Genomic DNA, 25,585 nt, shown 5'->3' on the forward strand with positions numbered 1-25,585 from the left:
TCGGCGTGATGAGCAAGACGACAGTGAAAGACGTCTCGACGGAGCCCGGGCCCGAGCAGGCCGTCGCCACGCCGCGGGCGGTGGGCGGCAGCCGTGCCTTCGCCCTGCTCCTGGTGATCACCGGTGCGGCCGGAGTGCTCGCCGCGTGGGTCATCACGATCGACAAGTTCAAGATTCTCGAGGCCAAGGCCGTGGGAAAGACCTGGACGCCCAGCTGCAGCGTCAACCCGGTCGTCTCCTGCGGCAGCGTCATGGAGAGCAAGCAGGCCGCCGTCTTCGGGTTCCCCAACCCGATGCTCGGCCTGGTCTGCTACGGCATCGTCATCTGCGTCGGCATGAGCCTGCTCGCCCGGGCCCGGTTCCCGCGCTGGTACTGGCTCACCTTCAACTTCGGCACCCTCTTCGGCGTCGCCTTCGTCACCTGGCTGCAGTTCCAGTCCCTGTACCGGATCAACGCGCTGTGCCTGTGGTGCTCGCTGGCCTGGGTCGCCACGATCACGATGTTCTGGTACGTGACCTCGTTCAACGTACGCAACGACTTCCTGCCCGCGCCGCGCCCGCTGAAGAACTTCCTCGCCGAGTTCACCTGGGTTGTGCCGGTCACCCACGTCGGCGTCATCGCCATGCTGATCCTGACCCGCTGGGGCAGCCAGCTCTGGGCCTGAGCCCTCGCCAGGTGGAGTTGTCAGTGCGGTGACTTAGGGTTTTGAACGTGGAACCCGACCTGTTCACCGCAGCAGCAGAAGAACGCCAGGAGAAGGACCCCGCCGCGAGCCCCCTGGCGGTGCGGATGCGCCCGCGCACCCTCGACGAGGTGGTGGGCCAGCAGCATCTCCTCAAGCCCGGCTCGCCGCTGCGCAGACTGGTCGGCGAGGGCGCGGGCGGTCCCGCCGGACCGTCCTCGGTGATCCTCTGGGGCCCGCCGGGCACGGGCAAGACGACCCTGGCGTACGTCGTCTCCAAGGCCACCAACAAGCGCTTCGTGGAGCTGTCGGCGATCACCGCGGGCGTCAAGGAGGTCCGCGCGGTCATCGACGGCGCCCGCCGCGCCACCGGCGGGTTCGGCAAGGAGACCGTCCTCTTCCTGGACGAGATCCACCGCTTCAGCAAGGCCCAGCAGGACTCCCTGCTCCCGGCGGTCGAGAACCGCTGGGTGACCCTGATCGCGGCCACCACCGAGAACCCGTACTTCTCGGTGATCTCCCCGCTGCTGTCCCGCTCCCTCCTGCTCACCCTGGAGCCCCTCACCGACGACGACGTGCGGGGCCTCGTCGAGCGGGCCCTGACCGACGAGCGCGGCCTGGGCGGCGCCGTCACCCTCCCGGCCGACACCGAGGACCACCTCCTGCGCATCGCCGGCGGCGACGCCCGCCGCGCCCTGACCGCCCTGGAGGCCGCCGCCGGAGCCGCGCTCGACAAGGGCGAGACGGAGATCGCCCTCGCGACGCTGGAGGAGACCGTCGACCGGGCCGCCGTGAAGTACGACCGCGACGGCGACCAGCACTACGACGTCGCCAGCGCCCTCATCAAGTCGATCAGGGGATCGGACGTCGACGCCGCACTGCACTACCTGGCCCGCATGATCGAGGCCGGCGAGGACCCCCGCTTCATCGCCCGCCGCCTGATGATCTCCGCCAGCGAGGATATCGGCCTCGCCGACCCGAACGCCCTGCAGATCGCGGTCGCCGCCGCCCAGGCCGTCGCCATGATCGGCTTTCCCGAGGCCGCCCTCACCCTGAGCCACGCCACCATCGCCCTCGCCCTCGCCCCCAAGTCCAACTCCGCGACCACCGCGATAGGCGCCGCCCTGGACGACGTACGCAAGGGCTTGGCCGGCCCGGTGCCGCCGCACCTGCGGGACGGGCACTACAAGGGCGCGGCCAAGCTCGGCCACGCGCAGGGGTACGTGTACCCGCACGACCTGCCCGAGGGCATCGCCCAGCAGCAGTACGCGCCGGACGCCATCAAGGACCGCGAGTACTACGCGCCGCGCAGGCACGGCGCCGAGGCGAGGTACGCGGACGCGGTCGAGTGGACGCGCAAACACCTCGGTCGCAAGCGCTCCTGAGCACCCTGTAGACTGCTCCGAAGTGCTGAGTCCCGTGCAGTCAGAGCGGGACAGCCAGCCGGAGTCCCGGTCCTCCGCGACCGGCTCCAGGAGCGTCGCGCACCGTCGAACGGTGTCGCGGGCAGCCCACCACCACCCGAGCTTCCGGGAACGGTCGGTGGGTCACTCGCGTGCTGCACGTATGTGCCCAGACCAGGGGAGCGGCTGCCCACCCCGTCCGTCAGGACGAGGAGGGATTCCCCGGCTGCGGATGCGACCTCCCTCGACACTGACAAGCCGGAAACTGAGAAAAGAGACAAAGACAGTGGCGAACCAGTCCCGCCCCAAGGTCAAGAAGTCGCGTGCGCTCGGCATCGCGCTGACCCCGAAGGCCGTCAAGTACTTCGAGGCCCGCCCCTACCCGCCGGGTGAGCACGGCCGTGGCCGCAAGCAGAACTCGGACTACAAGGTCCGTCTGCTCGAGAAGCAGCGTCTGCGCGCCCAGTACGACATCTCCGAGCGCCAGCTCGTCCGCGCCTACGAGCGTGCCTCCAAGGTTCAGGGCAAGACCGGTGAGGCCCTGATCGTCGAGCTCGAGCGCCGTCTCGACGCCCTGGTCCTGCGTTCGGGCATCGCCCGCACCATCTACCAGGCCCGTCAGATGGTCGTCCACGGCCACATCCAGGTCAACGGCCAGAAGGTCGACAAGCCGTCCTTCCGTGTGCGTCCGGACGACGTCGTCCAGGTCCGTGACCGCTCCAAGGACAAGACGCTCTTCCAGATCGCCCGTGAGGGTGGCTTCGCCCCCGACGGCGAGACCCCCCGCTACCTGCAGGTGAACCTCCGCGCCCTGGCCTTCCGCCTGGACCGCGAGCCGAACCGCAAGGAAGTTCCGGTCATCTGCGACGAGCAGCTCGTCGTCGAGTACTACGCCCGCTGATCACCAGCCGGCCGTAGCACCTCAGCTTCAGCCCGCCGTCTCCCCGCCCTCCGGGCGGGCGAGGCGGCGGGCTTTCGCGATTGCCCCGCCCCCGGGAGGTAATCCGGTACGGAGGCCCATGCCCGGCGCGATAGGCTCGGTGCACGACTTTTTCGATGTCCAGAGCATGTTTCAGGGAGCGGGTGCGCACAGTGTCCGGTGGAGAAGTGGCCGGAATCCTGGTGGCCGTCTTCTGGGCGATCCTGGTCTCCTTCCTCGCCGTCGCGCTGGCGAGGCTGGCCCAGACGCTCAAGGCGACCACCAAGCTCGTGGCGGACGTGACCGACCAGGCCGTCCCGCTGCTGGCCGACGCCTCGGCGGCGGTGCGCTCCGCACAGACCCAGATCGACCGGGTCGACTCGATCGCCTCGGACGTCCAGGAGGTCACGTCGAACGCCTCCGCGCTCTCGACCACCGTCGCCTCCACCTTCGGCGGCCCCCTGGTGAAGGTCGCGGCCTTCGGCTACGGCGTACGCCGGGCCCTGGGCGGCCGCAAGGAGGACGCGCCCGCGAAGTCGCCCCGGCGTACCGTGATCGTGGGCCGCACGGTTCCCGCCGCACGACGCAAGCGGAAGTAAGGACTGAGACCGAGCGATGTTCCGCCGTACGTTCTGGTTCACCACGGGTGTCGCCACCGGTGTGTGGGCCACCACCAAGGTCAACCGCAAGCTGAAGCAGCTGACCCCCGAGAGCCTGGCCGCCACCGCGGCCGACAAGGCCCTCGAGACCGGCCGGCGCCTGAAGGACAGCGCGGTCGGCTTCGCGCTCGACGTCCGCGACAACATGGCGCAGCGGGAGGCCGAACTGGGAGACGCACTGGGCATCGGCGCGGATCCCGAACTCCCAGCGCCCCGGCGGTACACCGCCATCGAGAACAACCGCAGCAACCCGAAGTACATCGAGAACACGACGTACTCGTACAACCGGAATGAGGACCACTGATGGAGTCGGCCGAGATTCGCCGCCGCTGGCTGAGCTTCTTCGAGGAGCGCGGTCACACCGTCGTCCCTTCGGCGTCGCTCATCGCGGACGACCCGACTCTGCTCCTCGTCCCGGCCGGCATGGTGCCCTTCAAGCCCTACTTCCTCGGCGAGGTCAAGCCGCCCTTCGCCCGCGCCACCAGCGTGCAGAAGTGCGTGCGCACGCCCGACATCGAAGAGGTCGGCAAGACCACGCGGCACGGCACGTTCTTCCAGATGTGCGGCAACTTCTCCTTCGGCGACTACTTCAAGGAAGGCGCCATCAAGTACGCCTGGGAGCTGCTCACCACGCCCCAGGACAAGGGCGGTTACGGCCTCGAGCCCGACCGCCTGTGGATCACCGTCTACAAGGACGACGACGAGGCCGAGCGCATCTGGCACGAGGTCGTCGGCGTGCCCAAGGAGCGAATCCAGCGCCTGGGCATGAAGGACAACTACTGGTCCATGGGCGTCCCCGGCCCCTGCGGCCCCTGCTCCGAGATCAACTACGACCGCGGCCCCGAGTTCGGCGTCGAGGGCGGCCCCGCCGTCAACGACGAGCGGTACGTGGAGATCTGGAACCTCGTCTTCATGCAGTACGAGCGAGGCGAGGGCATCGGCAAGGACGACTTCGAGATCCTCGGCGAGCTGCCGAGCAAGAACATCGACACCGGCCTCGGCCTGGAGCGCCTCGCCATGATTCTGCAGGGCGTGCAGAACATGTACGAGATCGACACCTCCATGGCCGTCATCAAGAAGGCCACCGAGCTGACCGGCGTGGCCTACGGCGACGCCCACGACTCGGACGTCTCCCTGCGCGTGGTCACCGACCACATGCGCACCTCCGTGATGCTCATCGGCGACGGCGTGACCCCCGGCAACGAGGGCCGCGGCTACGTGCTGCGCCGCATCATGCGCCGTGCCATCCGCAACATGCGCCTGCTCGGCGCCACCGGTCCCGTCGTCAAGGACCTGGTCGACGTCGTGATCGGCATGATGGGCCAGCAGTACCCCGAGCTGATCACCGACCGCGAGCGCATCGAGAAGGTCGCCCTCGCCGAGGAGAACGCCTTCCTCAAGACGCTGAAGGCCGGCACCAACATCCTGGACACCGCCGTCACCGAGACCAAGCAGTCCGGTGGCACCGTCCTGCCCGGCGACAAGGCGTTCCTGCTCCACGACACCTGGGGCTTCCCGATCGACCTCACCCTGGAGATGGCCGCCGAGCAGGGGCTGTCCGTGGACGAGGAGGGCTTCCGCCGCCTGATGAAGGAGCAGCGGGAGCGCGCCAAGGCCGACGCCCAGGCCAAGAAGACCGGCCACGCCGGCGCGGGCGCCTACCGCGAGATCGCCGACAGGACCGGCGAGACGGACTTCATCGGCTACACCGACACCGAGGGCGAGACCACCATCGTGGGCATCCTCGTCGACGGTGCGTCCTCCCCGGCCGCCACCGAGGGCGACGAGGTCGAGATCGTTCTCGACCGCACCCCGTTCTACGCCGAGGGCGGCGGCCAGATCGGCGACACCGGCCGGATCAAGGTGGACACCGGTGCCGTCATCGAGGTCCGCGACTGCCAGAAGCCGGTCCCGGGTGTGTACGTCCACAAGGGCGTCGTCCAGGTCGGCGAGGTGACCGTCGGCGCCAAGGCCCACGCCTCGATCGACCGTCGCCGCCGCACGGCCATCGCCCGCGCCCACTCGGCCACGCACCTCACCCACCAGGCCCTGCGCGACGCCCTCGGCCCGACGGCCGCCCAGGCCGGTTCCGAGAACCAGCCCGGCCGCTTCCGCTTCGACTTCGGCTCGCCCTCCGCCGTCCCGACGGCCGTGATGACCGACGTCGAGCAGAAGATCAACGAGGTGCTGGCCCGGGACCTCGACGTGCACGCCGAGGTCATGGGCATCGACGAGGCCAAGAAGCAGGGCGCCATCGCCGAGTTCGGCGAGAAGTACGGCGAGCGGGTCCGCGTGGTGACCATCGGTGACTTCTCCAAGGAGCTGTGCGGCGGCACGCACGTGCACAACACCGCCCAGCTTGGCCTGGTGAAGCTGCTCGGCGAGTCCTCGATCGGCTCGGGTGTCCGCCGTATCGAGGCCCTGGTGGGCGTGGACGCCTACAACTTCCTCGCCCGTGAGCACACGGTCGTCGCCCAGCTCCAGGAGCTGATCAAGGGCCGTCCCGAGGAACTGCCGGAGAAGGTCTCGGCCATGCTCGGCAAGCTGAAGGACGCCGAGAAGGAGATCGAGAAGTTCCGCGCCGAGAAGGTGCTCCAGGCCGCCGCCGGTCTCGCCGGGTCCGCCAAGGACGTGCAGGGCGTCGCCCTCGTCAGCGGCCAGGTCCCGGACGGCACGACCCCCGACGACCTGCGCAAGCTGGTCCTCGACGTGCGCGGCCGCATCCAGGGCGGACGGGCCGCCGTGGTCGCCCTGTTCACGGTGAACAACGGCAAGCCGCTCACGGTCATCGCCACCAACGAGGCCGCCCGCGAGCGCGGTCTCAAGGCCGGTGACCTGGTCCGCACGGCCGCCAAGACCCTCGGTGGCGGCGGTGGCGGCAAGCCGGACGTCGCCCAGGGCGGCGGCCAGAACCCGGCCGCGGTCGGCGAGGCCGTCGACGCCGTCGAGCGGCTCGTGGCGGAAACGGCCAAGTGATGCGCCGAGGACGCCGACTCGCGATCGACGTCGGGGACGCCCGTATCGGGGTCGCCTCCTGCGACCCCGACGGGATCCTCGCCACTCCGGTGGAGACCGTCCCCGGCCGGGACATCCCGGCAGCCCACCGCCGGCTGAAGCAGCTGGTGGAGGAGTACGAGCCGATCGAGGTCGTCGTCGGTCTCCCTCGCTCCCTCAAGGGGGGCGAGGGCCCGGCCGCCGCCAAGGTCCGTCTGTTCGCCCAGGAACTGGCCCGCATGATCCAGCCCGTCGGGGTGAGACTTGTGGACGAGCGGATGACAACCGTGACGGCCAGTCAGGGGCTGCGCGCCTCCGGCGTGACGTCCAAGAAGGGTCGTTCCGTCATCGATCAGGCGGCCGCCGTGATCATCCTGCAGCAGGCCCTGGAATCCGAACGGGTGTCAGGCAATACACCCGGCGAGGGCGTCGAAGTGGTCATCTGATCGCGATACGGTAACGTTCCGCGAGATGCGGTGGTGTTCGAACAGCCGCCGCACAGCAAGAGGCGGAGCGGAAACCGGCCCGGCAGGCCGCGTCACCGGTCGCCTCGCGGCTCTAGGGGATCGATGACTGAGTATGGCCGGGGCCAAGGCTCCGAACCGTGGCATCCGGAGGACCCGTTGTTCGGGGACGGCGGATGGGAAGGGCAGCAGCAGGCCCATGCGGGCCCGCAGTCTGCCTACGGCGGCCAGCCGCAGCAGCATTCGCAGGAGTCGCAGTACGGTGACTGGGGCCAGGGCGGGCAGCAGGGCGGATACGACCAGCAGCAGTACCAGTACTACGAGGGCCAGGGCCAACAGAGTCACCAGGGTTACGACCAGGAGCAGTACGCGGCCTCGTACCCGCAACAGCAGTACCAGGGTGGGTCCCAGCAGCAGTACCACGAGGGTGGCTGGGACGCGACGGGCACCCACGGCCACGTGCCGTACGCCGCCGATCCGGGCGACCCCTACGGCCAGCAGCCGGTGGCGTACGGCGGCGAGCAGCCCGACCTCTACGGCACCCCCGACGCGTACCCCCCGCCGGAGCCCCCCGGCCAAAGACGCCCCGAACCGGAGCCGGAGGCGGATCCCGAGACCGGTTGGGACCCCGGCCCCGACCAGGGCGAACACGCCTTCTTCGCGGAGGAGGGCCAGGACGACGAGGACGACGGCACCCCGGAGAAGAAGCGCTCGCGCGGCGCGGGCGGAAAGGGCCCCAAGAGCAAGAAGGGGCGCAACGGCATCGCCTGTCTGGTGGTGTGCCTCGTGTTCGGTGGTGGGCTGGCTGGTGTCGGCTATGTCGGCTACCACTTCTACCAGGACCGTTTCGGGACGGCGCCCGACTACGCCGGTTCCGGAAACGGCGAGCAGGTCACGGTCGTCATCCCCAAGGGCGCCGGCGGCTATGTGATCGGGCACAAGCTTGAGGAAGCGGGTGTCGTCGAAAGCGTGGACGCGTTTGTCTCGGCGCTGAACGCGAATTCCGAAAGCAAGGGCATCCAGGACGGCGTCTACACACTGCAGAAGCACATGTCGGCCGCGAGCGCGGTCGAGCTGATGTTGAGTCCGAAGAGCCGCAGCAACCTGATTATCGCCGAGGGCACGCGCAACGTGGCCGTCTACGAGAAGATCGACGCGCGCCTCGGGGTGGCGAAGGGCACCACAGCGAAGGTGGCGAAGAACGACTACCGCAAACTGGGGCTGCCCGCCTGGGCGCTGAACCACCCGAATCTCAAGGACCCGCTGGAAGGATTCCTCTATCCGTCCAGCTACCCGGCCGCGAAGGGGCAGAAGCCCGAGGCCGTGCTCAAGAACATGGTCTCCCGGGCCAACGAGACGTACACAAAGCTCGGCCTTGTGAAGAAGGCGAAGTCTCTGGGTCTCGACAACCCGTGGCAGTTGCTGACCGTGGCGAGCCTCGTCCAGGCCGAGGGCACCAGCCACGACGACTTCCGCAAGATGGCCGAGGTCGTCTACAACCGCCTCGTACCCGGTAACCCGCAGACCAACGGCAAGCTCGAGTTCGACTCCACGTACAACTACGTGAAGAACCAGAGCAAGATCGACCTGTCCATCGCCGAGCTGCGGCAGTACAACAATCCTTACAACACGTACTTCGTCAGGGGCCTGCCGCCCGGCCCCATCGACAACCCCGGGGAAGAGGCCCTCCAGGGCGCACTCGACCCGACGCACGACGGCTGGTACTACTTCATCTCCATGGACGGCAAGACCAGCGAATTCACGAAGACGCTCGCGGAACACGAGAAACTGGTCAACGAGTGGAATGCGTCGAGGAACAAGAGCTGACGGCAGCGCCCCCCGACCGTCCTGGCCGAATGATCATGGTCAGGGCTGCAGGCATGATCAACAAGTTGATCATGTTCGTAGGTGAAGTCTGACCGCTTCACCAGCCATGTTGGGGGAAGCAGTATGAAGTTGGCACGTCTGGGATCCGTTGTCGCCATGGGTGTCGCCGCCGTCGGGTTCGCAGCAGGCTCGGCCAGCGCCAGTGGCCTCGTCTATTCCGCGGACGGTGGGGCGAGTGTCGGCTATGACTCCTCCACCGAGTACTGGACCGTTTGCGACGAAAAGGCAGACGGTCACGCTGCGGTGGGTCGGATGTACTACCAGGGCCACCTCTACGCGACTGTCTGGAACAAGGACGGGGCGCACAGTTGTGTGACGAGCCGGGACGAAGCCTGGATGCCCGACGGGGCTTCCATTCGTCTGGAAGCTTGCGTCGGTAACGCCGGCAAAGTGAAAGAGAGCAGCTGCGTGAGCAGGCCTGACAAGGCCTAGTCGCGGTATTCCATGACGGTCGGTCGAGCCCCTTGACGGGCTCTTCCGGCCGTTGCGCCGTATGGTCGGAGAACGTAACCCACATCCGCGGAAGCCGAGGGCAGTTTTCCATGACGTCGAAGGCAGTTGACTGCCGCCGGGCCGCCGTGCTCGGCAAGCCCATCGCTCACTCGCTCTCCCCGGTGCTGCACCGGGCCGCGTACGGCGAACTCGGGCTGGCCGACTGGTCCTACGAGCGCTTCGAGGTCGACGAGGCCGCGCTGCCCGGCTTTCTCGACGGGCTCGGGCCCGAGTGGGCGGGGCTGTCGCTGACCATGCCGCTGAAGCGGGCGGTCATCCCGCTGGTCGACGAGATCAGCGAGACCGCGGCCTCCGTGGACGCGGTCAACACGGTCGTGTTCACCGCGGACGGCCGGCGCCGCGGGGACAACACCGACATTCCCGGGATGGTCGCCGCCCTGCGTGAGCACGGCATCGAACAGGTCGACTCAGCTGCCGTCCTCGGCGCCGGCGCCACCGCCTCCTCCGCCCTGGCCGCCCTGTCCCGGATATGCACCGGCGAGGTCGTCGCCTACGTCCGCAGCGGGGCCCGCGCCGCGGAGATGCGGCAGTGGGGCGAGCGGCTCGACGTCGACGTCCGCACGGCCGACTGGGCGGACGCGGCCGAGGCGCTGCGCGCCCCGCTGGTGATCGCCACCACACCCTCCGGCACCACCGACGCGCTCGCCGCCGCCGTGCCGGAGCGGCCCACGACGCTCTTCGACGTGCTCTACGACCCCTGGCCCACCGAGCTCGCGGCGCGCTGGTCCATGTTCGGCGGCGCCGTCGTCAGCGGCCTCGACCTGCTGGTGCACCAGGCCGTGCTGCAGGTGGAGCAGATGACGGGCCGCGCCCCAGCCCCCCTGGAGGCCGTGCGCCGGGCAGGGGAGAAGGCGCTCGCCGCGCACTGACGTCCGCCACCGCGTCCGTCTTCTGGACCGGGAGCCGGGCGTGGCCCCGGACGTGGGAGGATCGGAGGTGGCGGGCCGGGGCCGCGCACCCGGTCGAGCCGTTGCCGTACGCGAGGACACGCGTACGCAGGGCAGTACCGGGCGCGAGCACTGAGGAGCACCGTTGAGCAGGTTGCGCTGGCTGACCGCGGGGGAGTCCCACGGTCCCGCACTCGTCGCCACGCTGGAGGGCCTTCCCGCCGGCGTGCCGGTCACCACGGAACTGGTGGCGGACCACCTCGCGCGGCGGCGCCTCGGCTATGGGCGCGGTGCGCGCATGAAGTTCGAGCGGGACGAGGTCACCTTCCTGGGCGGTGTCCGGCACGGCCTCACCCTCGGCTCCCCGGTCGCGATCATGGTGGGCAACACCGAGTGGCCCAAGTGGGAGCAGGTCATGGCGGCTGACCCCGTCGACCCCGAGGTGCTGGCCGGTCTGGCCCGCAACGCGCCGCTGACCCGCCCCCGGCCCGGCCACGCCGACCTCGCCGGCATGCAGAAGTACGGCTTCGACGAGGCCCGGCCGATCCTGGAGCGCGCGTCCGCCCGGGAGACCGCGGCCCGGGTGGCGCTGGGCGCTGTGGCCCGGTCGTACCTGAAGGAGACGGCCGGCATCGAGATCGTCAGCCACGTCGTGGAGCTGGCCTCGGCGAAGGCCCCCGCGGGCGTGTACCCCACGCCGGCCGACGTGGAGAAGCTGGACGCCGACCCGGTGCGCTGCCTGGACGCCGACGCCTCGAAGGCGATGGTCGCGGAGATCGACCAGGCCCACAAGGACGGCGACACCCTCGGCGGAGTGGTCGAGGTGCTCGCCTACGGCGTGCCGGTGGGCCTCGGCTCACACGTGCACTGGGACCGCAAGCTCGACGCCCGGCTGGCCGGCGCCCTCATGGGCATCCAGGCGATCAAGGGCGTCGAGATCGGCGACGGCTTCGAGCTGGCCCGGGTGCCCGGCTCCAAGGCGCACGACGAGATCGTCGGCACACCGGAGGGCATCCGGCGGGTGTCCGGCCGCTCCGGTGGCACCGAGGGCGGCCTGACCACGGGTGAGCTGCTGCGGGTACGGGCCGCGATGAAGCCGATCGCGACCGTGCCGCGCGCCCTGAGGACCGTGGACGTCAGCACCGGCGAGGCGACCCAGGCGCACCACCAGCGTTCCGACGTGTCCGCGGTCCCGGCCGCCGGCATCGTCGCCGAGGCGATGGTGGCGCTCGTCCTGGCGGACGCGGTGGCGGAGAAGTTCGGCGGCGACTCGGTGACCGAGACCCGCCGCAACGTGCAGTCGTACCTCGACAACCTGCAGATCCGATGAGCGGACCGCTGGTCGTCCTGGTCGGCCCGATGGGCGTCGGCAAGTCCACCGTCGGGCAGCTGCTCGCCGAGCGGCTGGGCGTCGTCTACCGGGACACCGACGACGACATCGTGGCCACCGAGGGCCGCACGATCGCCGAGATCTTCGTCGACGAGGGCGAGGCGGCCTTCCGGGCGATCGAGAAGGCCGCCGTGCACAAGGCACTCGCCGAGCACGAGGGTGTCCTCGCGCTCGGTGGCGGCGCCATCCTCGACGAGGACACCCGCGGCCTGCTCGTCGGGCACCGTGTGGTCTACCTCTCCATGGACGTCGAGGAAGCGGTCAAGCGCACCGGCCTCAACGCGGCCCGCCCGCTGCTCGCCGTCAATCCGCGCAAACAGTGGCGCGAGCTGATGGAGGCCCGGCGGCACCTGTACGAGGAGGTCGCCACCGCGGTCGTGCCGACCGACGGCCGCATGCCGGAAGAGGTCACCCAAGCGGCCCTGGACGCACTGGAGTTGAAGGAAGCATGAGCGAGACGGTGACGAGGATCCAGGTAGCCGGCACCGCGGGAACCGACCCGTACGAGGTGCTGGTCGGCCGGCAGCTCCTCGGCGAGCTGGGCGGGTTGATCGGACCCAGGGTCAAGCGGGTCGCGGTGATTCACCCCGAGGCCCTCGCCGAGACCGGTGACGCCCTGCGCGCCGACCTCGCCGAGCAGGGCTACGAGGCCGTAGCCATCCAGGTGCCGAACGCCGAGGAGGCGAAGACCGCCGAGGTCGCCGCCTACTGCTGGAAGGCGCTCGGCCAGTCCGGCTTCACCCGCTCCGACGTCATCGTGGGAGTCGGCGGCGGTGCCACCACCGACCTGGCCGGATTCGTGGCCGCGACCTGGCTGCGCGGCGTGCGCTGGATCGCCGTCCCGACCACCGTGCTGGCCATGGTGGACGCGGCGGTCGGTGGCAAGACCGGCATCAACACGGCCGAGGGCAAGAACCTCGTGGGTGCCTTCCACCCGCCGGCCGGTGTGCTGTGCGACCTGGCCGCGCTGGAGTCGTTGCCCGTCAACGACTACGTCTCCGGACTCGCCGAGATCATCAAGGCCGGTTTCATCGCCGACCCCGTGATCCTGGAGCTCATCGAGTCCGACCCCGAATCGGCACGCACCCCGGCCGGACCGCACACCGCCGAGCTCATCGAGCGCTCCATCCGCGTGAAGGCGGAGGTCGTCTCCTCCGACCTGAAGGAGTCCGGCCTCCGGGAGATCCTCAACTACGGGCACACGCTCGGCCACGCCATCGAGAAGAACGAGCGCTACAAGTGGCGGCACGGTGCCGCGGTCTCCGTCGGCATGCACTTCGCCGCCGAACTCGGCCGCCTCGCGGGCCGGTTGGACGACGTGACGGCCGACCGCCACCGCAGCATCCTGGAGTCGGTCGGGCTGCCGCTGCACTACCGCCACGACCAGTGGCCCAAGTTGCTGGAGACGATGAAGGTGGACAAGAAGTCCCGCGGCGACCTGCTGCGCTTCATCGTGCTCGACGGCCTCGCCAAGCCCACCGTCCTGGAGGGACCGGATCCGGCGGTGCTGCTGGCCGCGTACGGCGAAGTGGGGCAGTAGGCAGAAGTGGGGCAGTAGGCAGCCGCGCGGTACGTCCTGGGCGGCTCCTTCCGTGCGATTCGCCTCGGCGGCCGGGCACTTCGCACCGTCCCCGGCCGTTTCACCAAACGACGGCCGGGGACGGTACCGTTCGGTGGGAAGCGGGAGAACAAGCCCGCTGCCAGCGCCAATTGTCTGTAGGAGGAGACGGAGTGGGACCGGATGCAGCACGCAGTGGGGTCTGAGCTGCCGCCGCCCCACCAGCCGGGGCAGGGACCGGCCGCCGGCTGGGTGCCGGCCGTACAGCCGACCGCACACCACCCGGGAGCCCCCCAGGGCCCCGCGCCCGTGCCCCCGGCGCCGGGTTTCACCGGCGGCTCCCCGGGGCCGGTACCGCCCGCGCAGCCCCCGGCCCCGCCGCACCCGGCCCCGCAGCACCCGCCCGTTCCGCAGGCCCCCGACACCACCGGCCACGTGCCGCTGCCGCCCGGCGGCCCGGTCGCCATGCCCAGCGCGCCGCCCGCGACCGCGGCCCCTGATCCGTCCGGGGCGACCCTGGCCGTGCTGCTGATCGGCCCCGCCGGTGCCGGGAAGACCAGCGTCGCCAAGTACTGGGCGGACCACCGCCGGGTATCCACCGCCCACATCAGCCTCGACGACGTGCGCGAATGGGTCCGCTCGGGCTACGCGAACCCGCAGTCGGGGTGGAACGACAATTCCGAGGCCCAGTATCGCCTGGCCCGCCGCACCTGCGGCTTCGCCGCCCGGAACTTCCTGGCCAACGGCATCTCCTGCATCCTGGACGACGCCGTCTTCCCGGACCGGCCGGTCGTCGGCCTCGGCGGCTGGAAGCGGCACGTCGGCCCCGGACTGTTGCCCGTCGTGCTCCTCCCCGGCCTCGACATCGTCCTGGAGCGCAACGCCGAGCGCACCGGCAACCGCCGCCTCACCGACGAGGAGGTGGCCCGCATCCACGGCCGCATGGCCGGCTGGTACGGATCGGGTCTGCCGATCATCGACAACTCGCAGCTGGACGTTCCGGGGACGGCGAGAGTGCTCGACGAGGTCCTGGCGAGAGCGATCGCGAGCCCGCCGAGCTGGTGATCCAGGGGGAGTGGACCCCACTCGGCCTCACCAAACGGCGCGAATCGGGCAAAACTCCTACGCTCGTCTCATGTCAGAGGTGTACGCGACCCGCCGATCCCGGCTGAGAGAACGCTGCAACGCGGCCGGTACCGCGGCAGCACTCATCTCCCGCCCCGCCAACGTGCGCTACCTCGCGGGGGCCGCCCCCCAGGGCGCAGCACTGCTCCTCGGCAAGCGCGAGGACCTCCTCGTCTGCGCCGGACCGCCCGACGACCGCCCCGCCGACGGGCGGCCGGACGAGAACCTGCGGCTGCACGTCCTGCCGTCACCCGGCGGTGACACGGCGGTCGCGGCGGCCGATCTCGCCGCGGCCCAGGGAGCCGAAGCCCTAGCCGTGGAGGAGCACGACCTCACCGTCACGCGGTACAGAGCCGTGTCCTCCGTGGCGGCCGGCCTCCGGCTCGCCGACCTCGGCGGAGCCGTCGAGCAGCTCAGGGTGGTGAAGGACGAGGAGGAGATCTCCTGCCTGAGGATCGGCGCCGAGATCGCCGATCAGGCCCTCGGTGAGCTGCTGGAGTCCATCCTGGTGGGCCGCACCGAACGGCACCTCGCCCTGGAGCTGGAGCGGCGCCTGGTCGACCACGGCGCCGACGGGCCCGCCTTCCCGACCTCGGTCGCCACCGGGCCCAACTCCGGCCGGCCCGGGCATCCGCCCACCGACCGGCGGGTCGAGGAGGGCGACTTCCTGTCCGTCTGCCTGGGGGCCACCTACCGCGGTTACCGCTGTGAGATCGGCCGGACGTTCGTCATCGGCACCTCGCCGGCCGACTGGCAGATCGAGCTCTACGACCTGGTCTTCGCCGCTCAGCGCGCCGGACGGGAGACCCTGGCACCCGGCACGGCCTACCGGGACGTGGACCGGGCCGCGCGTCAGGTGCTGGACTCCGCCGGGTACGCGCAGGGCCTGCCGCCGCTCACCGGACACGGGGTCGGACTCGAAATCGACGAGGACCCGCAGTTGGCTCCCGCGGCCATGGGTAAACTGGACGCTTGCGTGCCGGTCACCGTCGAACCGGGGGTTCACCTCCCGGGCCGGGGCGGCGTCCGGATCGATGACACGCTCGTCGTACGCCCCGAGGCGGACGGCGGACCCGAGCTACTCACCATCACGACCAAGGAGCTGCTCGCGCTCTAGCCTCGCGCTGCGCGCCTGCCCCGGGGTCGTACGTCAGTCCAGGAGATTCCGCAACCGTGGCTTCCACGAACGACCTCAAGAACGGCATGGTGCTCAAGCTCGAAGGCGGCCAGCTCTGGTCCGTCGTCGAGTTCCAGCACGTCAAGCCCGGCAAGGGCCCGGCCTTCGTGCGCACCAAGCTCAAGAACGTGCTCTCCGGCAAGGTCGTCGACAAGACCTTCAACGCCGGCGTCAAGGTCGAGACGGCCACTGTCGACAAGCGCGACATGCAGTTCTCGTACATGGACGGCGACTACTTCGTCTTCATGGACATGGAGACCTACGACCAGCTGATGGTCGACCGCAAGGCCGTCGGCGACGCAGCCAACTTCCTCGTCGAGGGCTTCACGGCCACCGTCGCCCAGCACGAGGGCGAGGTGCTCTTCGTCGAGCTCCCGGCCGCCGTCGAGCTGACCATCCAGGAGACCGAGCCGGGCGTGCAGGGCGACCGCTCCACCGGCGGCACCAAGCCCGCCACCCTGGAGACCGGTCACCAGATCCAGGTCCCGCTCTTCATCACCACCGGTGAGAAGATCAAGGTCGACACCCGCACGAGCGACTACCTCGGCCGGGTGAACAGCTAACCGTGGCCGCCCGCAACACGGCCCGCAAGCGCGCCTTCCAGATCCTCTTCGAGGGGGACCAGCGCGGCGCCGATGTCCTGACCGTCCTCGCGGACTGGATCCGGCTCTCCCGGACCGACACCCGGCAGCCTCCGGTGAGCGAGTACACGATGCAGCTGATCGAGGGCTACGCCGAGCACGCGAAGCGCATCGACGAGCTGATCGCCCAGTACTCGGTCGGCTGGACGCTCGACCGGATGCCGGTCGTGGACCGGAACATCCTGCGCCTGGGAGCCTATGAGCTGATCTGGGTGGACGAGACCCCGGACGCCGTCGTCCTGGACGAGATGGTGCAGCTCGCCAAGGAGTTCTCCACGGACGAGTCGCCCTCGTTCGTCAACGGCCTGCTCGGCCGACTGAAGGAGCTGAAGCCTTCCCTGCGCCGCGACGAGGCGTAGAGGCGGTACGAAAAGCGCCGGAGGGCCCGCAGCACGACTGCTGCGGGCCCTCCGGCGTTCTGTCTTGTGCACGTGCGGGCGGCACGTTTCTGCTGGCCCTGCGGAGCGCTCAGCCCTCCTCGTGGGTCGCCACCGCGCGGCGCGCGTCCGCGTCCAGCACGCCCCAGCTGATCAGCTGCTCGGTGAGGACCGAGGGCGACTGGTCGTAGATGACGGCGAGTGTGCGCAGGTCGTCCTGCCGGATCGACAGCACCTTGCCGTTGTAGTCACCGCGCTGCGACTGGATGGTCGCCGCGTACCGCTGCAGCGGGCCCGCCTTCTCGGCCGGCACCGTGGCCAGCCGCTCCAGGTCCAGGACCAGCTTCGGCGGCGGCTCGGCGGCACCGCCCGGCGTGGTGCCCGGCAGCAGCTCCTGCACAGGAACGCCATAGAAATCGGCCAGCTCGGCAAGGCGCTGCACGGTCACGGCGCGGTCGCCGCGCTCGTAGGAACCGACCACCACGGCCTTCCAGCGCCCCTGGGACTTCTCCTCGACACCGTGGAGGGAAAGGCCCTGCTGGGTGCGGATGGCCCGGAGCTTGGCCCCGAGCTGTTTGGCGTATTCGCTGGACATATAGCTCCCCGGACACTGTGTCGACGCGGCTGGCAGTGTTTCCACGCCGCGCGGCTGGTAACTCACTGTGAGGTTACGCAGCGTTACTCTCCTGCGTCAAGCGGAATGGTCCGCAGCGACTCTTCCGAGGTGGCGGCGGCCCGTTGCGCCAAGGGGGTGATCGGGGGCGTTCGGGCGACCTGCTACGGTGGATGGCGCAATTCCGACGTCCTTTAACGTCCGTCCCGTGAGGCGGAGAAGGAGGTCCGTTTCGTATGGACAAGCAAGACAGGCGAGACAAGCCGGACGCGCAGACGTCCGACGCGCGGCCCGTTCTGGAAGGGCCCGACATCGCGCGGGTGCTGACCCGCATCGCCCACGAGATCGTCGAGCGCGCCAAGGGCGCCGACGACGTGGTGCTCCTCGGCATTCCGACCCGGGGCGTCTTCCTCGCCCAGCGGCTGGCCGCCAAGCTCGAGAAGATCACCGACCGCAAGGTGCCGGTCGGGTCGCTCGACATCACCATGTACCGCGACGACTTGCGCATGCACCCGCCGCGTGCGCTGGCCCGCACCGAGATCCCCGGTGACGGCATCGACGGCAAGCTGGTCGTCCTCGTCGACGACGTGCTCTTCTCCGGCCGCACCATCCGAGCCGCCCTCGACGCCCTGAACGACATCGGGCGCCCGCGTGCGGTGCAGCTCGCGGTCCTGGTCGACCGCGGCCACCGCGAACTGCCCATCCGCGCCGACTATGTCGGCAAGAACCTCCCCACGTCGCTGCGGGAGACCGTCAAGGTCCAGCTCGCCGAGGAGGACGGTCGCGACACCGTGCTGCTCGGTGTGAAGCCGGCCGCCCCGGGCGAGCAGCACTAGCACTCCGGCCCGCCCCGAGTGCGCGTTTCCCGCGCGTTCGCACGCCCGGTCGCGTCTCCTGGGGGCACCCCCAGATCCCCGATTCTTGAATTGCCTTACGGAGCCTGACAGATGCAGCGTCATCTCATCTCGGCCGCCGATCTCACCCGCGACGACGCCGTCCTGATCCTCGACACCGCCGAGGAGATGGCCCGGGTCGCCGACCGGCCGATCAAGAAGCTGCCGACCCTGCGCGGCCGCACCGTCGTCAACCTGTTCTTCGAGGACTCCACCCGGACCCGGATCTCCTTCGAGGCCGCCGAGAAGCGGCTGTCCGCGGACGTCATCAACTTCTCCGCCAAGGGCTCGAGCGTGTCCAAGGGCGAGTCCCTGAAGGACACCGCCCAGACCCTGGAGGCCATGGGCGTCGATGCCGTCGTCATCCGGCACGGTGCCTCCGGCGCCCCTTACCGGCTGGCCAACTCCGGCTGGATCGACGCCGCCGTCATCAACGCCGGCGACGGCACCCACCAGCACCCCACACAGGCCCTCCTGGACGCCTTCACCATGCGCCGCCGACTGGTCGGCCGGGACGCCGGGATCGGCCAGGACCTGTCGGGCAAGCGCATCACGATCGTCGGCGACGTCCTGCACAGCCGGGTCGCCCGCTCCAACGTCGACCTGCTGCACACACTCGGCGCCGAGGTGACCCTGGTCGCGCCGCCCACCCTGGTGCCGGTCGGCGTCGGGACCTGGCCGTGCGAGGTGTCGTACGACCTCGACAGCACGCTGCCGAAGTCCGACGCCGTGATGATGCTCCGCGTCCAGCGCGAGCGCATGAACGCCGCCTTCTTCCCCACCGAGCGCGAGTACTCCAGGCGCTACGGCCTCGACGGCGACCGCATGGCGCGGATGCCCGAGCACGCCGTCGTGATGCACCCCGGCCCGATGGTCCGCGGCATGGAGATCACCGCCGAGGTCGCCGACTCCGAGCGCTGCACCGTCGTGGAGCAGGTCGCGAACGGGGTCTCCATCCGGATGGCCGTCCTGTACCTGCTGCTCGGCGGCAACGAACCCGCCGTCACTCACGCCCGCACCACCGAGGAGAAGTAAGACCCATGAGCAAGATCCTGATCCGTGGTGCGAAGGTGCTCGGCGGCGAGCCGCAGGACGTGCTGATCGACGGCGAGGTCATCGCCGAGGTGGGCGCCGGTCTGAGTGCCGAGGGAGCCGAGGTCGTCGAGGCCGGCGGCAAGGTGCTGCTGCCGGGCCTGGTCGACCTGCACACCCACCTGCGCGAGCCCGGCCGCGAGGACTCCGAGACCGTTCTCACCGGCACGCGCGCGGCCGCCTCCGGTGGCTACACCGCCGTCTTCGCCATGGCCAACACCTTCCCGGTCGCCGACACCGCCGGCGTGGTCGAGCAGGTCTGGCGACTGGGCCGGGAGCACGGCTACTGCGACGTGCAGCCCATCGGCGCCGTCACCGTCGGCCTGGAGGGCAAGAAGCTCGCCGAGCTGGGCGCGATGCACGAGTCGGCCGCCGGCGTCACCGTCTTCTCCGACGACGGCAAGTGCGTCGACGACGCGGTGATCATGCGCCGGGCACTGGAGTACGTGAAGGCCTTCGGCGGGGTCGTCGCCCAGCACGCGCAGGAGCCCCGGCTGACCGAGGGCGCCCAGATGAACGAGGGCGTCGTCTCCGCCGAGCTGGGCCTGGGCGGCTGGCCGGCCGTCGCCGAGGAGTCGGTCATCGCCCGGGACGTGCTGCTCGCCGAACACGTCGGCTCCCGCGTGCACATCTGCCACCTGTCGACCGCCGGCAGCGTCGAGATCGTCCGCTGGGCCAAGTCCCGCGGCATCCAGGTCACCGCCGAGGTCACCCCGCACCACCTGCTGCTCACCGACGAGCTGGTGCGCAGCTACAACCCCGTCTACAAGGTCAACCCGCCGCTGCGCACCGAACGCGACGTGCACGCCCTGCGCGAGGCGCTCGCCGACGGCACGATCGACATCGTCGCCACCGACCACGCCCCGCACCCGCACGAGGACAAGGACTGCGAGTGGGCCGCGGCAGCCATGGGCATGGTCGGCCTGGAGACCGCGCTGTCGGTGGTCCAGGAGACCATGGTGGACACGGGTCTGCTGGACTGGGCCGGCGTCGCCGACCGGATGTCCGTCAAGCCGGCGCGGATCGGACAGGCCAAGGGCCACGGCCGTCCCGTCTCGGCAGGTGAGCCCGCCAACCTCACCCTCGTCGACACGGCCTACCGTGGCCTCGTGGACCCCGCGGGCTTCGCCTCGCGCAGCCGCAACACCCCGTATGAGGGACGCGAGCTGCCGGGCCGTGTCACCCACACGTGGCTGCGGGGCAAGGCCACGCTCGTCGACGGGAAGCTCACGTGACACCTGCAACTCTGCTCGCGGCCGGACTAGCGACCGGCCTCGCCGCCGACAGAAAATCGGCGGAGGTCACCGACTGGGCCGCGCGGATCGGCTGGCTCGTCGGACTCGCCCTGTTCGTCGCGCTCGTCTACTGGCTGATGCGCGAGGGCTGGAAATGGCGCGGCACCCTCCAGAGCGACCTGCCCGAGCTGCCGACCGCGCCGGACGAACCCGGCCCGGTGAAACTGAGCATGACCGGCCGCTACCACGGCTCCACCACCGCCGGTCAGTGGCTGGACCGCATCGTGGCGCACGGCCTGGGCACCCGCAGCCGGGCCGAGCTCACCCTGACGGACGCGGGACTGGACGTCGTACGCCCCGGGGCGGCCGACTTCTTCGTCCCAGCCGCCGCGCTGCGCGAGGCCCGGCTCGACAAGGGCATCGCCGGCAAGGTGCTCACCGAGGGCGGGCTGCTGATCGTCACCTGGCAGCACGGCGACCGCCTGATCGACTCCGGATTCCGCTCGGACCGCGCCGCGGAACACCACGAGTGGGTCGACGCCATCAACTCCATGATCAAGACAACCAGCACGGAAGGCGCCGAACGATGACGACCTCCACCAGGGGAGCTGGCAAGACTCCCGCCGTACTCGTCCTGGAGGACGGCCGGATCTTCCGCGGCCGCGCCTACGGGGCCGTGGGGGTGACCTTCGGCGAGGCCGTGTTCTCCACCGGCATGACCGGCTACCAGGAGACCCTCACCGACCCCTCCTACCACCGCCAGGTCGTGGTGATGACCGCCCCGCACGTCGGCAACACCGGCGTCAACGACGAGGACCCCGAGTCGAAGCGCATCTGGGTCGCCGGTTACGTCGTGCGCGACCCCGCGCGCGTGCCGTCCAACTGGCGCTCGCGGCGCTCCCTGGACGAGGAGCTCGCCGCGCAGGGCGTCGTCGGCATCTCCGGCATCGACACCCGCGCCCTCACCCGCCACCTGCGCGAGCGCGGCGCCATGCGCGTCGGCATCTTCTCCGGCGACGCGCTGCCCGACGAGGGCACCATGCTCGCCGAGGTCCGCCAGGCCCCCGAGATGAAGGGCGCCGACCTCTCCGCCGAGGTCGCCACCCAGGAGGCCTACGTCGTCCCCGCGGTCGGTGAGAAGAAGTTCACCGTCGCCGCCATCGACCTCGGCATCAAGGGCATGACCCCGCACCGCATGGCCGAGCGAGGCATCGAGGTGCACGTGCTGCCCGCCACGGCGACCGTCGAGGACGTCTACGCCGTGAACCCGGACGGTGTGTTCTTCTCCAACGGCCCCGGCGACCCCGCCACCGCCGACCACCCCGTCTCCGTCATGCAGGGCGTCCTGGAGCGCGGCACCCCGCTGTTCGGCATCTGCTTCGGCAACCAGATCCTGGGCCGCGCCCTCGGCTTCGGCACCTACAAGCTGAAGTACGGCCACCGCGGCATCAACCAGCCCGTACAGGACCGTACGACCGGCAAGGTCGAGGTCACCGCGCACAACCACGGCTTCGCCGTCGACGCCCCGCTCGACAAGGTGTCCGACACCCCCTACGGCCGCGTCGAGGTCTCCCACGTCTGCCTGAACGACAACGTGGTGGAGGGCCTGCAGCTCCTCGACCGCCCGGCCTTCAGCGTCCAGTACCACCCCGAAGCGGCGGCCGGCCCGCACGACGCCGCCTACCTGTTCGACCGCTTCACGTCTTTGATGAGCACAGTTGCGATGGAGGGCCAGCGTGCCTAAGCGCACCGATATCCAGTCCGTCCTGGTCATCGGCTCCGGCCCGATCGTCATCGGCCAGGCCGCCGAGTTCGACTACTCCGGCACCCAGGCGTGCCGGGTCCTCAAGGCCGAAGGCCTTCGGGTCATCCTCGTCAACTCCAACCCGGCGACGATCATGACCGACCCGGAGATCGCCGACGCCACCTACGTCGAGCCGATCACCCCCGAGTTCGTCGAGAAGATCATCGCCAAGGAGCGGCCCGACGCGCTGCTGCCCACCCTGGGCGGCCAGACGGCCCTGAACACCGCCATCTCGCTGGACGAGAGCGGCGTCCTGGCCAAGTACGGCGTGGAGCTGATCGGCGCCAACGTCGAGGCGATCCACAAGGGCGAGGACCGCGACCGGTTCAAGGAGGTCGTGGAGGAGGTCCGCAGGAAGATCGGGCACGGTGAGTCCGCCCGGTCCGTGATCTGCCACTCCATGGACGAGGTGCTCGCCGGTGTCGAGCAGCTCGGCGGCTACCCGGTCGTCGTCCGCCCCTCCTTCACCATGGGCGGCGCCGGCTCCGGTTTCGCGCACGACGAGGACGAGCTGCGCCGCATCGCCGGGCAGGGCCTCACGCTCTCCCCGACCACCGAGGTGCTCCTGGAGGAGTCCATCCTCGGCTGGAAGGAGTACGAGCTGGAGCTGATGCGCGACAAGCACGACAACGTCGTGGTCGTCTGCTCCATCGAGAACTTCGACCCCATGGGCGTGCACACCGGCGACTCGATCACCGTCGCCCCGGCGATGACGCTGACCGACCGCGAGTACCAGATCCTGCGCGACATCGGCATCGCCGTCATCCGCGAGGTCGGTGTCGACACCGGCGGCTGCAACATCCAGTTCGCGGTGAACCCCGAGGACGGCCGGGTGATCGTCATCGAGATGAACCCGCGCGTGTCCCGCTCCTCGGCGCTGGCCTCCAAGGCGACCGGCTTCCCGATCGCCAAGATCGCCGCCAAGCTCGCCGTCGGCTACACCCTCGACGAGATCCCGAACGACATCACCCAGGAGACCCCGGCCTCCTTCGAGCCGACCCTCGACTACGTGGTCGTCAAGGCACCGCGGTTCGCCTTCGAGAAGTTCCCGCAGGCCGACTCCACGCTGACCACCACCATGAAGTCGGTCGGCGAGGCCATGGCCATCGGCCGCAACTTCACCGAGGCCTTCCAGAAGGCGCTGCGCTCGCTGGAGAAGAAGGGCAGCCAGTTCACCTTCGTCGGGGACCCGGGCGACAAGACGGCCCTGCTCACGGAGGCCGTTCGGCCCACCGACGGCCGCATCAACACGGTCATGCAGGCCATCCGCGCGGGCGCCACGCCCGAGGAGGTCTTCGAGTTCACGAAGATCGACCCGTGGTTCGTCGACCAGCTCTTCCTGCTCAAGGAGATCGCGGACGAGCTGGCCGGGGCGCCCGAGCTCACCGGCGAGCTGCTCGCCGAAGCCAAGCGGCACGGTTTCTCCGACCAGCAGATCGGCGAGATCCGCGGGCTGCGCGAGGACGTCGTCCGCGAGGTCCGGCACGCCCTCGGCATCCGCCCGGTCTACAAGACCGTCGACACCTGCGCCGCCGAGTTCGCCGCGAAGACCCCGTACTTCTACTCCTCCTACGACGAGGAGACCGAGGTCGCGCCGCGCGAGAAGGCAGCGGTCATCATCCTGGGCTCCGGCCCCAACCGCATCGGCCAGGGCATCGAGTTCGACTACTCCTGCGTCCACGCCTCCTTCGCGCTGAGCGACGCCGGCTACGAGACCGTGATGGTCAACTGCAATCCGGAGACCGTCTCCACGGACTACGACACCTCCGACCGTCTGTACTTCGAGCCGCTGACGCTCGAGGACGTGCTGGAGATCGTGCACGCCGAGCAGCAGGCCGGCCCGGTCGCCGGTGTCGTCGTGCAGCTCGGCGGCCAGACCCCGCTCGGGCTGTCGCAGGCACTGAAGGACAACGGCGTACCGATCGTGGGCACCTCCCCGGAGGCGATCCACGCCGCCGAGGACCGGGGCGCCTTCGGCCGGGTCCTCGCCGAGGCCGGCCTGCCCGCCCCCAAGCACGGCACGGCCACCACCTTCGACGAGGCCAAGGCCATCGCCGACGAGATCGGCTACCCGGTCCTGGTCCGGCCCTCCTACGTGCTCGGCGGGCGCGGCATGGAGATCGTGTACGACGAGACCCGGCTGGCCACCTACATCGCCGAGTCGACCGAGATCAGCCCCTCCCGGCCGGTGCTGGTCGACCGGTTCCTCGACGATGCCATCGAGATCGACGTCGACGCACTGTACGACGGCGAGGAGCTGTACCTCGGCGGCGTCATGGAGCACATCGAGGAAGCCGGCATCCACTCCGGCGACTCGGCGTGCGCCCTGCCCCCGATCACGCTGGGCGGCTTCGACATCAAGCGGCTGCGCGCCTCGACCGAGGCCATCGCGCGCGGGGTGGGCGTCCGCGGCCTGATCAACATCCAGTTCGCGATGGCGGGCGACATCCTGTACGTCCTGGAGGCCAACCCGCGTGCCTCCCGTACGGTCCCCTTCACCTCGAAGGCGACCGCGGTGCCGCTGGCCAAGGCCGCCGCCCGGATCTCGCTGGGCGCGACCGTCGCCGAGCTGCGCGAGGAAGGCCTGCTGCCGAAGCACGGCGACGGTGGCGAGCTCCCGCTGGACGCGCCGATCTCCGTCAAGGAAGCGGTCATGCCGTGGTCCCGCTTCCGCGACATCCAGGGCCGGGGCGTCGACACGGTCCTCGGCCCGGAGATGCGCTCCACCGGCGAGGTCATGGGCATCGACTCCGTCTTCGGCACCGCCTACGCCAAGTCGCAGGCCGGGGCGTACGGCCCGCTGCCCACCAAGGGCCGCGCCTTCATCTCGGTGGCCAACCGCGACAAGCGCTCGATGATCTTCCCGGCGCGCGAGCTGGTCGCCCACGGCTTCGAACTGCTCGCCACCTCCGGCACCGCCGAGGTCCTCAAGCGCAACGGCATCAAGGCCACGGTGGTGCGCAAGCAGTTCGAGGGCACCGGCCCGAACGGCGAGAAGACCATCGTCCAGCTCATCCACGACGGCGAGGTCGACCTCATCGTCAACACCCCGTACGGCACCGGTGGCCGCCTCGACGGCTACGAGATCCGTACGGCGGCCGTGGCGCGCTCCGTGCCATGCCTGACGACCGTCCAGGCGCTCGCCGCGGCCGTCCAGGGCATCGACGCCCTCAACCACGGCGACGTGGGCGTGCGTTCGCTCCAGGAACACGCACAGCACCTGACCGCGGCCCGCGACTAGCAGCCCAGGAGGGGGACACCGGAAACGGTG

The 25,585-nt window shown here is 70.0% G+C and carries 24 protein-coding genes; 23 read left to right on the forward strand and 1 reads right to left on the reverse strand.

Going from position 1 to position 25,585, the window contains the following annotated elements; all coding sequences use genetic code 11:
- The first annotated feature begins 8 nt into the window (after positions 1–8).
- The 17 genes from ACFYZQ_RS18175 (at position 9) to nusB (ending at position 16,659) form a co-directional block, all read left to right on the forward strand.
- Positions 9–665 carry a vitamin K epoxide reductase family protein gene (locus tag ACFYZQ_RS18175; RefSeq protein ID WP_389148192.1) on the forward strand — a complete coding sequence of 219 codons (657 nt, stop codon included), beginning with the start codon at positions 9–11 and terminating at the stop codon, positions 663–665.
- 47 nt (positions 666–712) lie between these two features.
- Positions 713–2,068 carry a replication-associated recombination protein A gene (locus ACFYZQ_RS18180; protein WP_389148195.1) on the forward strand — a complete coding sequence of 452 codons (1,356 nt, stop codon included), beginning with the start codon at positions 713–715 and terminating at the stop codon, positions 2,066–2,068.
- Between the two features lie 304 nt (positions 2,069–2,372).
- The gene (gene rpsD, locus ACFYZQ_RS18185) at positions 2,373–2,987 is read left to right on the forward strand and encodes a 30S ribosomal protein S4 (RefSeq protein WP_132853601.1); all 615 of its coding nucleotides are present in this window, start codon (positions 2,373–2,375) and stop codon (positions 2,985–2,987) included.
- Positions 2,988–3,169: 182 nt separating this feature from the next.
- Positions 3,170–3,604: a DUF948 domain-containing protein gene (locus tag ACFYZQ_RS18190; RefSeq protein WP_361441146.1), complete on the forward strand. Its 435-nt coding sequence runs from the start codon at positions 3,170–3,172 to the stop codon at positions 3,602–3,604.
- Positions 3,605–3,620: 16 nt separating this feature from the next.
- A complete protein-coding gene (locus ACFYZQ_RS18195) occupies positions 3,621–3,968 on the forward strand; it encodes a hypothetical protein (protein ID WP_389148197.1) in 348 nt (115 codons plus the stop codon).
- A complete protein-coding gene (alaS, locus tag ACFYZQ_RS18200; RefSeq protein ID WP_389148200.1) occupies positions 3,968–6,640 on the forward strand; it encodes an alanine--tRNA ligase in 2,673 nt (890 codons plus the stop codon). The genes ACFYZQ_RS18195 and alaS overlap by 1 nt, the downstream gene beginning before the upstream one ends.
- On the forward strand, positions 6,640–7,104 hold the full coding sequence (gene ruvX / locus ACFYZQ_RS18205; protein WP_389148203.1) for a Holliday junction resolvase RuvX: 465 nt from the start codon (positions 6,640–6,642) through the stop codon (positions 7,102–7,104). Before alaS ends, ruvX begins: the two co-directional genes overlap by 1 nt.
- Before the next feature lie 123 nt (positions 7,105–7,227).
- Positions 7,228–8,949: an endolytic transglycosylase MltG gene (gene mltG, locus ACFYZQ_RS18210; RefSeq protein ID WP_389148206.1), complete on the forward strand. Its 1,722-nt coding sequence runs from the start codon at positions 7,228–7,230 to the stop codon at positions 8,947–8,949.
- 123 nt (positions 8,950–9,072) lie between these two features.
- Positions 9,073–9,441, forward strand: a complete 369-nt coding sequence (locus ACFYZQ_RS18215) for a hypothetical protein (RefSeq protein ID WP_389148209.1) — start codon at positions 9,073–9,075, stop codon at positions 9,439–9,441.
- Positions 9,442–9,551: 110 nt separating this feature from the next.
- The gene (locus tag ACFYZQ_RS18220; protein WP_389148212.1) at positions 9,552–10,391 is read left to right on the forward strand and encodes a shikimate dehydrogenase; all 840 of its coding nucleotides are present in this window, start codon (positions 9,552–9,554) and stop codon (positions 10,389–10,391) included.
- Between the two features lie 163 nt (positions 10,392–10,554).
- Positions 10,555–11,739, forward strand: a complete 1,185-nt coding sequence (aroC, locus tag ACFYZQ_RS18225) for a chorismate synthase (RefSeq protein ID WP_389148214.1) — start codon at positions 10,555–10,557, stop codon at positions 11,737–11,739.
- Entirely contained in the window at positions 11,736–12,251 is a 516-nt protein-coding gene (locus ACFYZQ_RS18230; RefSeq protein ID WP_389148217.1) for a shikimate kinase, read from the forward strand. Before aroC ends, ACFYZQ_RS18230 begins: the two co-directional genes overlap by 4 nt.
- Positions 12,248–13,339: a 3-dehydroquinate synthase gene (aroB, locus tag ACFYZQ_RS18235; protein ID WP_389148219.1), complete on the forward strand. Its 1,092-nt coding sequence runs from the start codon at positions 12,248–12,250 to the stop codon at positions 13,337–13,339. Before ACFYZQ_RS18230 ends, aroB begins: the two co-directional genes overlap by 4 nt.
- Before the next feature lie 201 nt (positions 13,340–13,540).
- Positions 13,541–14,422 carry a Pro-rich N-terminal domain-containing protein gene (locus ACFYZQ_RS18240; RefSeq protein ID WP_389148222.1) on the forward strand — a complete coding sequence of 294 codons (882 nt, stop codon included), beginning with the start codon at positions 13,541–13,543 and terminating at the stop codon, positions 14,420–14,422.
- 70 nt (positions 14,423–14,492) lie between these two features.
- On the forward strand, positions 14,493–15,599 hold the full coding sequence (locus tag ACFYZQ_RS18245; RefSeq protein ID WP_389148225.1) for an aminopeptidase P family protein: 1,107 nt from the start codon (positions 14,493–14,495) through the stop codon (positions 15,597–15,599).
- Between the two features lie 56 nt (positions 15,600–15,655).
- Entirely contained in the window at positions 15,656–16,222 is a 567-nt protein-coding gene (efp, locus tag ACFYZQ_RS18250) for an elongation factor P (RefSeq protein ID WP_006131211.1), read from the forward strand.
- Positions 16,223–16,224: 2 nt separating this feature from the next.
- Complete coding sequence (nusB, locus tag ACFYZQ_RS18255) at positions 16,225–16,659, forward strand: transcription antitermination factor NusB (protein WP_389148228.1); 435 nt, start codon at positions 16,225–16,227, stop codon at positions 16,657–16,659.
- Between the two features lie 109 nt (positions 16,660–16,768).
- Here nusB and bldD read toward each other — a convergent pair whose 3' ends face one another.
- Positions 16,769–17,272, reverse strand: coding sequence for a transcriptional regulator BldD (gene bldD / locus ACFYZQ_RS18260; protein ID WP_010046440.1), 504 nt, complete (start codon positions 17,270–17,272; stop codon positions 16,769–16,771).
- Positions 17,273–17,526: 254 nt separating this feature from the next.
- Between bldD and pyrR the strand changes: the two genes are divergently transcribed.
- The 6 genes from pyrR (at position 17,527) to carB (ending at position 25,555) form a co-directional block, all read left to right on the forward strand.
- Positions 17,527–18,126, forward strand: coding sequence for a bifunctional pyr operon transcriptional regulator/uracil phosphoribosyltransferase PyrR (pyrR, locus tag ACFYZQ_RS18265; RefSeq protein WP_389148231.1), 600 nt, complete (start codon positions 17,527–17,529; stop codon positions 18,124–18,126).
- Between the two features lie 111 nt (positions 18,127–18,237).
- A complete protein-coding gene (locus ACFYZQ_RS18270) occupies positions 18,238–19,218 on the forward strand; it encodes an aspartate carbamoyltransferase catalytic subunit (RefSeq protein WP_389148234.1) in 981 nt (326 codons plus the stop codon).
- Positions 19,219–19,223: 5 nt separating this feature from the next.
- Complete coding sequence (locus ACFYZQ_RS18275; protein WP_389148237.1) at positions 19,224–20,510, forward strand: dihydroorotase; 1,287 nt, start codon at positions 19,224–19,226, stop codon at positions 20,508–20,510.
- Positions 20,507–21,100: a hypothetical protein gene (locus ACFYZQ_RS18280; protein ID WP_389148240.1), complete on the forward strand. Its 594-nt coding sequence runs from the start codon at positions 20,507–20,509 to the stop codon at positions 21,098–21,100. Before ACFYZQ_RS18275 ends, ACFYZQ_RS18280 begins: the two co-directional genes overlap by 4 nt.
- Entirely contained in the window at positions 21,097–22,254 is a 1,158-nt protein-coding gene (carA, locus tag ACFYZQ_RS18285; RefSeq protein ID WP_389148243.1) for a glutamine-hydrolyzing carbamoyl-phosphate synthase small subunit, read from the forward strand. The genes ACFYZQ_RS18280 and carA overlap by 4 nt, the downstream gene beginning before the upstream one ends.
- Positions 22,247–25,555: a carbamoyl-phosphate synthase large subunit gene (gene carB, locus ACFYZQ_RS18290; protein WP_389148246.1), complete on the forward strand. Its 3,309-nt coding sequence runs from the start codon at positions 22,247–22,249 to the stop codon at positions 25,553–25,555. The genes carA and carB overlap by 8 nt, the downstream gene beginning before the upstream one ends.
- The last annotated feature ends 30 nt before the right edge of the window (positions 25,556–25,585 follow it).

Origin of the sequence: Streptomyces sp. NPDC001843 (genome assembly GCF_042891955.1) — a bacterium.
Taxonomy (GTDB): Bacteria; Actinomycetota; Actinomycetes; order Streptomycetales; family Streptomycetaceae; genus Streptomyces.